The 13,260-nt window shown below is 41.7% G+C and carries 9 protein-coding genes; 7 read left to right on the forward strand and 2 right to left on the reverse strand.

The features are described 5' to 3' along the window. Positions 1-26: 26 nt before the first annotated feature. The 3 genes from M72_RS07210 to M72_RS07220 are packed head-to-tail and all read left to right on the forward strand — an operon-like array spanning position 27 to position 4,945. Entirely contained in the window at positions 27-1,718 is a 1,692-nt protein-coding gene (locus tag M72_RS07210; RefSeq protein WP_055067728.1) for a recombinase family protein, read from the forward strand. Between the two features lies 1 nt (position 1,719). Continuing rightward, positions 1,720-3,402 (forward strand): recombinase family protein, encoded by a 1,683-nt coding sequence (locus M72_RS07215; protein ID WP_055067729.1) that lies wholly within the window; start codon positions 1,720-1,722, stop codon positions 3,400-3,402. After that, the gene (locus tag M72_RS07220) at positions 3,395-4,945 is read left to right on the forward strand and encodes a recombinase family protein (protein WP_055067730.1); all 1,551 of its coding nucleotides are present in this window, start codon (positions 3,395-3,397) and stop codon (positions 4,943-4,945) included. Before M72_RS07215 ends, M72_RS07220 begins: the two co-directional genes overlap by 8 nt. A gap of 172 nt (positions 4,946-5,117) precedes the next feature. Here the strand turns inward: M72_RS07220 and M72_RS07225 are convergent, their stop codons facing one another. Continuing rightward, positions 5,118-6,077, reverse strand: coding sequence for a DNA/RNA non-specific endonuclease (locus M72_RS07225; protein ID WP_055067731.1), 960 nt, complete (start codon positions 6,075-6,077; stop codon positions 5,118-5,120). Positions 6,078-6,176: 99 nt separating this feature from the next. Beyond that, positions 6,177-7,061 (reverse strand): helix-turn-helix domain-containing protein, encoded by an 885-nt coding sequence (locus M72_RS07230; RefSeq protein WP_055067732.1) that lies wholly within the window; start codon positions 7,059-7,061, stop codon positions 6,177-6,179. Positions 7,062-7,199: 138 nt separating this feature from the next. On the opposite strand from M72_RS07230, the gene M72_RS07235 reads away from it, so the two are divergent. From M72_RS07235 to glgD, 4 genes are all read left to right on the forward strand, one after another. Beyond that, positions 7,200-8,990: an ABC transporter ATP-binding protein gene (locus M72_RS07235; RefSeq protein ID WP_055067733.1), complete on the forward strand. Its 1,791-nt coding sequence runs from the start codon at positions 7,200-7,202 to the stop codon at positions 8,988-8,990. Positions 8,991-9,001: 11 nt separating this feature from the next. After that, positions 9,002-10,777 carry an ABC transporter ATP-binding protein gene (locus tag M72_RS07240; protein ID WP_055067734.1) on the forward strand — a complete coding sequence of 592 codons (1,776 nt, stop codon included), beginning with the start codon at positions 9,002-9,004 and terminating at the stop codon, positions 10,775-10,777. Between the two features lie 93 nt (positions 10,778-10,870). Next, positions 10,871-12,082: a glucose-1-phosphate adenylyltransferase gene (locus tag M72_RS07245; RefSeq protein WP_022046144.1), complete on the forward strand. Its 1,212-nt coding sequence runs from the start codon at positions 10,871-10,873 to the stop codon at positions 12,080-12,082. Continuing rightward, positions 12,076-13,218 carry a glucose-1-phosphate adenylyltransferase subunit GlgD gene (glgD, locus tag M72_RS07250; RefSeq protein WP_055067735.1) on the forward strand — a complete coding sequence of 381 codons (1,143 nt, stop codon included), beginning with the start codon at positions 12,076-12,078 and terminating at the stop codon, positions 13,216-13,218. The genes M72_RS07245 and glgD overlap by 7 nt, the downstream gene beginning before the upstream one ends. Positions 13,219-13,260: the final 42 nt, after the last annotated feature.

The following is a 13,260-nucleotide window of genomic DNA, read 5'->3' on the forward strand; positions in this document are numbered from 1 at the left end:
TAGAATATTTAAAGGAGTGTTGCGATATGAGTAAACAAATCTCAAAAATCTATCATGCAGCCATCTACGTTAGATTATCTAAGGAGGATGGCGATGTTTCTACCAGCGCAAAAGCTGAGAGTAATAGTATTTCAAATCAAAAGGATTTCATCCGAAATTTCCTTGCAGACAAAAAAGACATTAGAATAGTTAAAGAATATGTGGATGATGGTTATTCCGGCTCTAATTTTGACCGTCCGTCTTTTCAGACGATGATGGAAGATATTAAGCGAGGAGTAATTGATTGTGTGGTGGTAAAGGATCTTTCACGTTTTGGACGTGAGTATATTGATTCAGGTCGATACATCGAAAGATTATTTCCGGCTCTTGGTGTAAGGTTTATTGCAATCAATGATAACTATGACAGTGTGACTGGAAAGTCACAGGGTGATGAGATTATTATTCCGTTTAAAAACCTGATCAATGATGCATATTGCAGGGATATCAGTATAAAGATACGAAGCCATTTGGATGTAAAGAGAAAAAATGGTGAGTATATCGGTGCATTTGTTCCCTATGGGTATGAAAAATCGGATGATGATAAACATAAGCTGGTTATTGATATTTATGCAGCCGGTATTGTGAAGGAAATTTTTCGGCTAAAGCTTCACGGAATGAGTCAGGATGCAATAGCAACACAGTTGAATAATGAGGGTGTGCTTGCACCTATGGAATATAAGCAGAGCACAGGGAGCGGTTATCAGACCGGATTTTTACAGAATGAAAAATCGGTATGGAGTTCAGTCACGGTCCGCAGGATTCTTGAAAATGAGATTTACATTGGAAATCTTGTTCAAGGCAAAAGAACGACACCAAATCATAAAGTGAAGCAGGAGGTTGTTAAGCCGGAATCTGACTGGATAAGAATCGAAAAAAATCATGAGCCGATTATTAGTGACAGGGATTTTGAGATTGTTCAAAGGTTGTTGGGAATGGATACGAGAATATCTCCGGATTCAGATATGGTCTATAATCTTTCAGGTATTGCAGTATGTGCAGACTGTGGTTCACCAATGACAAGAAAAATTACAACAGCAGGTGATAAGAAATACGCTTACTATATCTGCTCTAATCATAAATTGACAAAGCAGTGTTCACAGCACTCAATATCAGTATCGTTATTAGAGGATACGGTGCTTGAAATGTTAAAGCTTCATATCAAAAACGTAATGAATCTGGAAGAAATACTTGATTATATTGGAACAATTCCTTTCCAGCAGCTTGATGTAAAAAGTCTTGAAGCAAGAAAACAGAAAAAACTTGAGGAAGTTGAGAAGTGTAAAAGACTGAAAACTTCACTGTATGAAGATATGAAGGACGGAATTCTTACTAAAGAAGAATATCTTGAACTTCATGAGGCATATCTGAAAAAAGCAAAAGAGGGAGAAGAAATAATTCGCCAGATTGAGAGAGACATTGCTTTAATTTTTGAGGAGAAGGATGATAAGCATCTCTGGATGAATTATTTTACCGAATACAAGGATATTAAGGAACTGACCAGGGACGTGGTTGTAAAACTGATTTCTGAGGTAAGGGTTTCAGAGAATAAAGAGATTGAAATCGTATTTGACTTTGATGATTGTTATAAGAAGTTATTAGAATCAGTCGAAAAACTTGGTTATCAAGTAGATAAAGAACCGGGTGGACAATTAAATATCAGCAGAAGGGAGGCTGTGTAATATGGCAAGAAAAAGCAGAAAAAATATGATGCTACAGGAAAACACAGCCTTACCGGATAAAGAGAAGAAGGTACTTTTTAAGGCTGGATTATATGCAAGACTGTCCCATGAAAAGGAAGAGAACATTGAGAGAGGGACAATCGAAACACAGATGGAACTTATGAAGAATTATGTCAAAGATCACGAAGATATTGTAATTGAAGAGGAATATTATGATGCTTCCTTTACCGGTACTAATTTTGAAAGACCGGATTTTAAGCGAATGCTTGAGGATGCAAAAACAGGAAGAATTAACTGTATTATTGTTAAGGATTTATCGAGACTTGGAAGAAATTATGTGGAGATGGGGAACTACATTGAAAGAGTGTTTCCTTTTCTCAATGTAAGATTCATTGCTGTTACGGATGATTTTGACTCGTTCAGACCGGTCACAGACCTTATGATGCCTTTGAAAAATATCGTAAATGAGTTTTATACAAAGGATATTTCCAAGAAAGTTTCAACTGCACATCGTAGAAAATGGACTACTGATGAATATATGTGCGGTTTTGCTCCATATGGATATCTGAAATCCAAGACGGAGAAGAACAGAATTGTTGTGGATGAAGCAACTGCTGGAAATGTCAGGCTTATTTATAAATTGTTTTTAGATGGCAAAGGTTACACACCAATTGCAAAATATCTGAATGAGCAGGGAATAATGTCACCATTGATGTATTTAAAATCTCTTGGTTATCAGCAGAATGTAAGAACCAATGGTGTATGGACCAAAACAACAGTCAAGTCAATACTGACAAATCAGGCTTATATTGGTTCGGCGGTGCATGGGAAAGTAGTAATTGAGAAATACAATAATATTCCACTCCATGCAACAGATCCAAGTGAATGGGTCGTTGTTGAAAATACGCATGAGCCGCTTATCGACAAAAAGACATTTGAAAAGGCACAGGAAAGAGTAAAGGAAATCTCGGATGCTTATTTTGCAAAAGAGTTTACAAAACACCCACCTAATGAAATGAATCTGCTAAAGGGAAAAATCGTATGCGGAGACTGTGGCAAGGGAATGAGACTTTCTCCAAGAACAACAAAATCGTATGTATATTTTTGTGGAACTTTTTCAGATGGTATTAATCCGGCATGTTCAAGACACAAAATTGATCAGGAGGAAGTCAACAAAGCTGTCTTTGCTCAGATTTCAAATCATATGCGTTGCTGTATTGACGCATTAAAAGTGATACGGGAATTAAATGCAAGAAGCAGCGGACTGAAAAAATACGATGTGTATGAAAAAGCCATTACCAGACAGCGCAGGGAACTGGAGAAAGTAAACCGCAAGTTCTCTGAGTTATATGGAGATTACTCAGAACATTTGATTAATGAGAGCGAATATCTGACATTAAAACAGCAGTATCTTCTAAAAAGCGAAGCTTTGAAGAAGGAGATTGATAATCTTTTAGTATCTCAGAACTTGTATTCAAAGAATTATAAGATTGATGCGGACTGGGAAAATCTTATCAATAAATATCTGAAATGCAGAAAACTCAACAAAGAGCTGGCAGATGCATTTGTTGACAAGGTACAGGTGTTTGAAGGTGGCAGAATTTCCGTAAATCTGGTTTATGATGATTGTCTGGAAGAACTGTTACAGGTAAAAAATAAGAGAGAAGGTGATTTGAATGAGTAAGATAACTGCTATGTATATTCGCCTTTCTATGGAAGATGAAGATGTATCATTAAATCGGAAAGAGGAGAGTAACAGTATATCCAGCCAGCGGGAATTGTTAAAAGCATATATTGAAAATCATTCGGAGCTTAAGGATACGAAGGTACAGGAATACTGTGATGATGGATTTACCGGAACAAAATTTGAAAGACCAGGCTATATGAAGCTTATGGAGGATATCCGGGCTGAAAAAATATCATGCATTGTTGTAAAGGATTTATCCAGACTCGGAAGGGATTATATTGAAGTTGGAAGTCTTTTGGAGCAGATACTTCCACTTTATCAGGTGCGGGTTATTGCAGTTAATGACAATTATGACAGCGATAACTATGATGGTTCCACCGGTGGTATGAATATTGCGTTTAAGAATTTAATCTATATGCTTTATAGCAGGGACTTGTCCAATAAAATATGTTCTGCAAAGCACACAAGGATACTGAAGGGGGAGAACATTAGTGGTCAGTTAAGGTATGGATATGTCAAAGATCCAAATGATAAGCATAAGATTATTGTAGATCCGGAAGCAGCAGAAGTGGTTAAGCTGATATTTGAACTGACCGCACAGGGCAAAAGAAAAACGGAAGTGGCAAATTACTTAAATGCTCACGGTATTGATACACCATCCGCATATAAGAAGAGAAAAGGAAGCAAAAATTTTTTCCATGCAGTTGAAGTGAAAAGCTTGTGGAGTACTTCTTCTATCCACGATATATTAAACGATGAAGTTTATCTTGGAAAACTGATATGGAATAAAACAAAGAAGAGGGTAGGCAGCAATAACACTTCAACCTATGTGCCTAAAGACGAATGGATTGTGATAGAGAATTGTCATGAACCTATTATTACTCAGAAATTATTTGATACGGCACATGCTAATTCAAAAAAATATATTCGTCCAAAGCGTGGTAAGAGAAACTATAATCCGTTTTATTATTGTGGGGTATGTGGCAGAGCCTTGGTACCCAGCAAAAGGGTAAAAGGTGACATTCTTCTTTGTTCCTCGTCCAGAATTGAGGAAAATTCTCCATGCAAAAGCAACAGGGTGGAAATTGCCAAGGTCGAAGATACAATCATGAAAATTGTAAATATGTATGCAACAGCTTATCTGGATGAGAAAGGAATAAAGAAAGCTGGTAAATCGAAAGAAGTATCTCCGGAAGAAAAGATTGCAACACTTGAAAAGAAGGTGAAGAGCCTCAGCAGTAAAAAGATGATGTTGTATTCTGATTATAAGGATGACAAGCTCTCAAGAGAAGAGTATGTCAAGCGTTCAAAGGCGATGGTGGAGCAGATTGATGAATTGCATCAGGAAATCGAACAGCTTAAAACAGAAATACCGCCAGAAGATAATTCTTCTAGTAAGTTTGAGACACAGTTAGAAAGTATCATCAATATGGAATCTTTTGACAGAGAGAAAATCCAGAAGATAATCAAAAAAGTGATTATCAATGGAGAGGACAATATAGAGATTGTATGGAATACAGATGATCCATTTTTCAAGTAAGATGGATGGTTACAGAGTTTGGAGTGCCGAGAAAATGTGGCACTCCTTTCTTCTGCAAGCATAAATATTGCTTTCAATATACTGCAATAGCAGGTATAATGGGAAGTGATATTTGAGGGTACAAAAAAATCAATTTTTTTTTGGTCTGGGGTTGACACGAGCAGGGCAGCCGTTATGGGTTGCAGTTTTTACAAGGGGAATATCCGTCTTTGATCAATTTCTTGCGGAGCCCCTTGTATTTTTTTCGGTTTTTACTGCTCATCTGCTTTACCGAATAACAGTCCGGTTTGTGGAATTTTTTGGTGTTAGTATTTAAAATATAGACCGCGGATGCGTGTTCCTTTGCAGAACTATTATGGGAATTCTGGTCATTTTTTCCATTCAGATGACTGTCACCGGTGGCATAATCTATGGCAACACCCGGCTGTACATTGTAGCAGTAGGTACAAAAACAAATGCCCTTTCCCTGATCCTCCACAGAATAAGCTTCCATCAGGACACCGGAAGCGACCAGGTTACTGCCCTCAAAAACCGGTGTCACGCGGTATAAGACATGGTTATTGGTTTTGTCTATATATCGTGCGGTTTTTTCCTCAAAAGGAAGCATACCTTCATTGTTCATGTAGCGGGTGCCGGTGATCAGGTTCTTTTTATTGGCATTTTCCGCAGTAAGGCAGTAGGCGATGAGGTGGCAGCGGTTATACAGATAGTTGCCGTCCACGACACCGGTGTATTTGACGGTGTGCCAGCCGGATGGCCGGATCTGACCGATTTCCCCGCGCGCTTCGGTTGGCATGGTGTCTTTGCTCACATTGGCATAGGCCACACCGCATCGTCCGAGCTTGTCGAGTTTGTGGTAGGATTCAAAAGTATTGGTGTTTTTCTTTTCCCGGCTGGTGAAATATGGTTTATTTCCATGTACAGCCACAGAAGATTTTCCATTGTATTTTGGAATTTCTTTGATGGAAAAACGGTCTTTTGTGTTCTTTTGGGCAGCCTGTGCAGTCGTGATAAGCGCAGCAGAATCGGAACTTGTATCAGAAATGGGTGGTACAGGTACGAAAGCTACGGAAAAGGCAAGTAAAACAGCAAGCAAAGAAGTCCTGCATTTTGTGAAGTGTAATCGTTTCATGGGATTTCCTCCTTATTCCGTTATGATTTGTTTCCTATAGTATAACATAAAGTAAAGAATTTTTGGAAAAAAAGGAAAAAATCCCATAGATTGGAAACGTCAGTTTCGTATATTCTGATGTTGTAAGCGGAACTGTTTCGGTGTCATCTGATAGCGTTTTTTAAAGGTACGGATCAGATGGCTGCAATCGGCAAAGCCTGTTTCTCCCGCAATATAACTTAAATCATGCCCGGTAAATAAAAGGAGATTTTCCACTTTGCTCAGCCGCACAAATTCGATATACTGCTTGCAGCTTTGTCCATAGTATTTACGGAACTGCCGGGCAAAGTAAGAATAACTCATATGATATGTGCGCGCCAGAGATTCAATATTGATATTTTCCTGGGAATGATCATCGATATACATCAAAACATTCTGCATCGCTTCTTCCTCCACTTTCGGGATCTGATCCGTATCAAAAGAAATTCCCTGTTCCAGCCAGAAACGCAGCAGCTGTACGATCAGCCGGGCGAACTGGGCATAAACACAGGCATCATATCCGTAGCGTTTTTCCTGAACCTCTTTTAAGATATCCGTGAAAAACAGTTCAGCAGGAAAATCGGGCAGGTTGTCCGAATCAAAAACCAGCGGAGGGTTTGTGCTGTTTAAAATCTGGTGAAAGGCAAAGTTTAAATTTGGAAGATAATTCTCGGAAAGTTTTATGCGGTTGAGATTGAATTTACAGCAGATGTAAACATAGGGCTTATCATCGGTATGATAGATGGAGTGCATTGCCTGCGGAGGAAATACAATAAAGGCTCCTTTTTTCAGGAGACAGGTATTGTCATTACAGCTGACCGTTACAGATCCTTCCTGCACATAGACAAGTTCCAGAAAATAGTGCCAGTGGGAGGAAACGGGACCTTCCCAGTATCCGGTGCCACAGCAAAAAGCTTCAATAGGAGAGCGCAGCATATCACTGTATTCAAATAAATTTTCGTTCATATGACCCCCTGGTACTAAGACAAAAATCATAAAAATAGAATAGATTTGTTCTATTTTTATGTGATTGTATTATATCATAATTCAAAAATAATTGATACAATAACAGAAATTTGACAAGAAAGACAGTGGGGGCTTGTGATGAAAGTGAAAAAAGAAACATTGTTTCCAAAGACAAAAATACAGTGGCTGTGGGAAAATATGAAAGGCAGACGTGTATTATATGTGATCGGCATGCTGGGAACCGTTGTCTATAATATATTGCAACTGACGGTTCCGTATTATTCCGGAAGAATTGTGGATCTGTTTTTAAGTGGGGCAGATGCGTGGAAAAATATGAGAACGAATAGCGGTTTGTTCTATCATCTGCTCATCCTGATGATTGTATTTACCGTACTTCGCGGTGTGATTGTCTATGGAGACTGCATGATTTACGAGCATGTGTCACAGACGGTACTGTACCGTGTGCGCAATTTTTTGTATGACAAAATCCAGAGGCAGGATATGACCTTTTACAGCACATATCGTACCGGCGATCTGATGACGCGTGTTACGGGCGATCTGGATGCGGTGCGCCACATGGTTGCATGGGTGATCCGCATGGTGATCGAATCATTTTCCCTGTTTGGTGTGGTGGCAATATACTTCTTTTATATGAACTGGAAAATGGCTCTGAGCCTGTTAATTATTTCGCCGTTTGTGTTTTTTATCATTTATCTGTTCAAAAACAAGGTGGCACCGATGCATGCGAAACTGCGTGAAAAACTGGCACAGATGAACACCTATGCGCAGGAAAATATTTCCGGAAACCGTGTGGTAAAAGCGTTTGCCAGGGAAGCGTATGAAATTGAAAAATTTGACCGGGCAAACAAAGATTATGCAGAGACGAACAAAGAAACCAGCATGGTATGGCTGAAATTTTTCCCATATGTGGAAAGCATTGCAAACCTTATGCCGGTAGTGATGCTGGCCGTGGGCGGTGTCTTTTTGATCCGGGGCGAACTGACGATGGGAGATTATGTGGCATTTTCCGGACTGATCTGGGCAATTGCCAACCCAATGCGCCAGATGGGAAATATCATGAATGAATTTCAGCGGTTCTCGGCCGCATCCAAAAAGGTGATGGAGATCTATTATTCCGAACCACAGATCAAAGATGCTTTGGATGCAGCTGCACACCCGAACCGCTTTGACGGGAAAATCGAATTCCGGGAGGTATCCTTTCAGTATGAAGATGGGGATCTTCCGGTGCTGCATGATATCTCTTTTACCGTAAAACCGGGGGAGACCATTGCAATCATGGGAGAAACCGGCTGCGGAAAGACTTCCCTGATCAACCTGATCCCGCGGTTTTATGAGCCGACGAAAGGGGAAGTGCGGATCGATGATATACCGGTGCAGAATTTCAGACTGTCCGACCTGCGCAAACAGATCGGACTTGCCACACAGGATGTGCTGTTGTATTCCGATACGATCGAGGGAAACATTGCCTACGGAGACAGCAGCATTGATCTCGAAGAAGTGGAAAAATTTGCAAAATATTCTGCGGCATCTGATTTTATCTCAAAGATGCCGGAAGGATATGATACAGTGGTCGGAGAGCGTGGCGCAGGCCTTTCCGGCGGACAGAAACAGCGAATTTCCCTGGCAAGAGCACTGGCGGTGCGGCCTTCGATTCTGATTCTGGACGATACGACCTCTGCGGTGGATATGGAAACGGAAAAACAGATTCAGGAAGCACTGCGGCATCTGGATTTTTCGTGTACGAAGGTAATTATCGCACAGCGGATTTCCACTACGATGATGGCGGATAAGATTCTGGTGATGCAGCATGGACGGATCACGGAGATGGGAAATCATGAGGAACTTATGGCAAAAAAAGGATATTATTACGAACTGGTACAGCTGCAGACCGGCGAAGACCTGGTATAGGGGGTGAGACAATGGCAAAGAATACATATAAGCAGGATGAAATCTTGGAAGAACCGTTTGATATCCGGCATCTGCTCCGGGCGTCATCCTATATCAAAAAATATCGCAGGGGTATGATCCTTGCGATCGTCCTCAGCGGAATCGGAGGAGCGTTCGGGTACGTGGCACCGATGATTATTCAGCGGGCACTTGATATTGCGGTGCCTGATAAAAATATGAGACTGTTATTTTCCCTGGTGGCGGCGCTGATTGCCATCTATGTGGTCAGCGTGATTTTTACCACGATCCGCAGTCGCATCATGGTGGATGTCAGTCAGAATATTATTTATGATATCCGCAAGGACCTGTTTGAACATCTGCAGGAACTTCCGTTTCAGTATTACGACGACAGACCGCATGGAAAGATTCTGATCCGGGTGGTCAATTATGTCAATTCGGTATCGGATATGTTGTCAAACGGACTGATCAATATCGTGCTGGAAGCATTTAATCTGCTGTTTATTATTATTTTTATGTTTATGGTAGATGTGCAGATGGCACTGGTCGTGTTGTGTGGAGTTCCCGTGCTTGCCGTCTTTATGTTCTGGATCAAAAATAAGCAGAGAAAGGCGTGGCAGGCCGTATCCAACAAGAACTCAAACTTAAATGCGTATCTGCAGGAAAATATTGTAGGTGCCCGGATTACACAGATTTTTGCACGTGAGGATGAAAATGCAAAAATCTTTAATGGACTTTCCAAAGAATGCAGACGGACCTGGAATACCGCTGTGCGCTACTCAAACCTTGTATGGCCGGGCATTGATACCATTTCGGTGTTTGTCCGTGCTGCCATCTTTTTGTTTGGCCTTGTCATTTTCGGGCAGGAAAATAAGTCGCTGGGAACGATCGTGGCGATTTCCAGTTATGCTTCGTATTTCTGGCAGCCGATCATGAACCTTGGAAATATATTCAACAATTTTATCAATAATATCGCTTATCTGGAACGGATCTTTGAAACCATCGATGAGCCGGTTACCGTAAAAGATGCAGAGCATGCGATCAAGATGCCAAAGATCCGGGGGAAAGTTACGTTTGACCATGTGACCTTTGCATATGATGAGACAAAAACGATATTAAAAGACGTATCCTTTACGGTAAATCCCGGGGAGAGTGTTGCACTTGTAGGACCGACCGGGGCCGGAAAGAGTACCATCGTCAATCTGATTTCACGGTTCTACAATGTCAATGACGGAAAGGTACTGATCGATGATCAGGATATCGCAGATGTGACCATTCATTCTCTCCGTGCGCAGATGGGGATTATGATGCAGGACAGTTTTATTTTTTCGGGAACAATTGCAGATAATATCCGGTACGGAAAATTGGATGCCACACAGGAGGAAATTGAAAAAGCGGGAAAAATTGTCTGTGCCGATCCGTTTATCCGGGAAATGTCGAAAGGATATGAAACACAGGTGCGCGAGCGTGGGTCCATGCTTTCCCAGGGACAGAAACAGCTGATTTCTTTTGCGAGAACACTGCTTTGTGACCCGGCAATTCTGATTTTGGATGAGGCAACTTCCAGCATTGATGTGCAGACGGAAAAAGCATTACAGACCGGATTAAACCGTATGCTTAAGGGCAGGACGTCCTTTATTATTGCGCACCGGCTCTCCACGATCCGTGGCTGTGACAAGATCATGTATATTGATGACGGAGGAATCGCAGAGGCGGGAACGCATGAAGAACTGATGAAAAAGAAAGGCAGATATTACAAACTGTATACGGCACAGAAATCTTTGCACTAAAATAAACGAAAAGAGCCAAAAGTACTAGGAATTATCCCCCTTTTATGTTACCATAATAAGTGTAATTATTATGAACAGAAGGGGGATACTTATATGGCAAAAGAACTAGTTGCGATGTTGCTTGCCGGAGGCCAGGGGTCCAGATTATATGCACTGACACAGAAGCTTGCAAAGCCTGCAGTTCCGTTTGGGGGAAAGTACCGTATCATTGATTTTCCACTGTCGAACTGCGTAAATTCAGGAATTGATACGGTGGGGATTCTGACCCAGTATCAGCCGTTTGTATTAAACGAGTATATTGGAAATGGCCAGCCGTGGGATCTGGATCGTCTTTACGGAGGCGTGCATGTACTTCCACCGTACCAGAAAGCATCGGGGTCTGACTGGTATAAGGGTACGGCAAATGCCATTTATCAGAATATTGCTTTTATTGAGCGCTATGATCCGCAGTATGTGATTATTCTTTCCGGAGACCAGATCTGCAAACAGGATTACAGTGATTTTCTTGAGTTCCACAAGCAGAAGGGGGCAGAATTTTCTGTCGCAGTCATGGAAGTGCCGTGGGAGGATGCTTCCCGTTTCGGCCTGATGGTAGCAGACGAGGATGACAAGATTACCGAGTTCCAGGAGAAGCCAAAGGAACCGAAGTCCAATCTTGCATCCATGGGAATTTACATATTTAACTGGGATATTTTAAAGAAATATCTGATCGAGGATGAGGCTGACCCGACTTCCGAGAATGATTTTGGAAACAATATCATTCCAAATCTTCTGCGTGACGGAAGAAAGATGTATGCCTATCATTTCAACGGATACTGGAAGGATGTAGGAACGATTCCGTCTCTGTGGGAAGCAAACATGGAAGTGCTTGATCCGGAACATAGCGGCATCAACCTGTTTGATGAAAACTGGAAAATTTACAGTAGAAACAGTGGTATGACCGGTCACCGGATCGGAGAGAATGCCGTGCTGGATAACTGTCTGATTACCGATGGATGTAACATCAAGGGTACCGTCAGACATTCCATCCTGTTTTCTGGTGTCACGGTGGAAGAAGGCGCCATTGTAGAAGATGCCGTTGTCATGGGACACTCCATGATCAAGGCAGGTGCGGTTGTCAGACACTGTATCATTGCAGAAAATGCGACCATCGAAGAAGATGCGGTTGTGGGAGCAAAACCAAAAGGGGAAGGAATTGGAGAAGTTGCCACAATTGCAGCGGATGTAACGATCGGAAAAGGAGCAAAAATTGGTCCGAGCGCTATGATTTATGAAGATGTGAAGGAGGGTGAGGAGCAATGTTAAATTCAAAGACAGAGGCATTGGGAATTATTTTCCCGAACAGCTATGATGCAATGGTGCCGGATCTGGTTTCGGAGCGCCTCATGGCATCCATTCCATTTGCCAGCAGATATCGCATGTGCGATTTTATTCTTTCCAGCATGGTACATAGCGGAATTGACAATATTTCCATTATCGTAAGAAAAAATTACCATTCCCTGCTGGATCATCTCGGCGCCGGCCGTGAGTGGGATCTGGTCCGCAAAAACGGAGGCCTGAATATTGTTCCTCCGTTCGCACAGAAACAGGTAAAGGTATTCGAGGGACGCATCGAGGCACTTGAGAGTCTGCGCGGATATCTGTTAAAGCAGCCACAGAAATATGTCATTATGACCGATGCAAATATTGCCATCAATTTTGATTTTAATGAACTTTTAGATGCGCATATCAAGAGTGGTGCGGATGTGACCATGATGTACCGCAAGCAGGAAATTCCGAAGGCATTTATCCGTCAGAGCAGGGACCGCATGGATCTGTACTATGCACTCGGCATGAACGGAGACCGCGTCAGCAAGATTTACATCAACCCGACCGAAGAGGGGGAGATGAATTTCAGCATGAATATTTATGTGGTAGAACGCGAGTTTTTGATCCATATGATAGATGATGCGTATGTACATGGGCATACTTACTTTGTACGTGATCTTTTGGACAAGCAGATTGACCGGCTGGATATCCGCGGGTTCTGCTACGATGGCTATGTGGTCAATATCCATGATACCCAGAGTTATTTTGAAGAAAATATGCGTCTGTTACAGGAAGAAAACTTAAATGCACTGTTTTCTCCAAATCAGATTTACACCAAGATCCGTGACGATAACCCGACCCGTTATATCAACGGTTCCAAAGCAAAGAATGTTATGGTTGCCGATGGCTGTGTGATCGAGGGAGAAGTCGAAAACAGCGTCCTGTTTCGAGGCGTTCACGTCGGAAAAGGCGCAAAAGTGAAAAACTGTGTGCTGATGCAGGATACCGTAGTGGAAGATAATGCAAGCGTGGAATACGTGATTACCGACAAGAATGTACGTGTCACAGAGGGCAAGTCACTGACCGGAAATGAGTCGTATCAGGTATATGTATCCAAGGGGCAGGTTGTATAATTTTATGCTTTCCAAATAATACAGAGTCTGTTATAATAAGCA

The organism is Roseburia faecis, from assembly GCF_001406815.1.
Taxonomy (GTDB): Bacteria; Bacillota; Clostridia; order Lachnospirales; family Lachnospiraceae; genus Roseburia; species Roseburia faecis.

Bases quoted from the DNA above. Each gene is read 5' to 3' on its own strand.
- M72_RS07235 (WP_055067733.1), top strand. From the start codon at position 7,200: ATGAAAGTGAAAAAAGAAACATTGTTTCCAAAGACAAAAATACAGTGG.
- M72_RS07245 (WP_022046144.1), top strand. From the start codon at position 10,871: ATGGCAAAAGAACTAGTTGCGATGTTGCTTGCCGGAGGCCAGGGGTCC.
- M72_RS07225 (WP_055067731.1), bottom strand. From the start codon at position 6,077: ATGAAACGATTACACTTCACAAAATGCAGGACTTCTTTGCTTGCTGTT.
- M72_RS07215 (WP_055067729.1), top strand. From the start codon at position 1,720: ATGGCAAGAAAAAGCAGAAAAAATATGATGCTACAGGAAAACACAGCC.
- M72_RS07220 (WP_055067730.1), top strand. From the start codon at position 3,395: ATGAGTAAGATAACTGCTATGTATATTCGCCTTTCTATGGAAGATGAA.
- M72_RS07230 (WP_055067732.1), bottom strand. From the start codon at position 7,061: ATGAACGAAAATTTATTTGAATACAGTGATATGCTGCGCTCTCCTATT.
- glgD (WP_055067735.1), top strand. From the start codon at position 12,076: ATGTTAAATTCAAAGACAGAGGCATTGGGAATTATTTTCCCGAACAGC.
- M72_RS07240 (WP_055067734.1), top strand. From the start codon at position 9,002: ATGGCAAAGAATACATATAAGCAGGATGAAATCTTGGAAGAACCGTTT.
- M72_RS07210 (WP_055067728.1), top strand. From the start codon at position 27: ATGAGTAAACAAATCTCAAAAATCTATCATGCAGCCATCTACGTTAGA.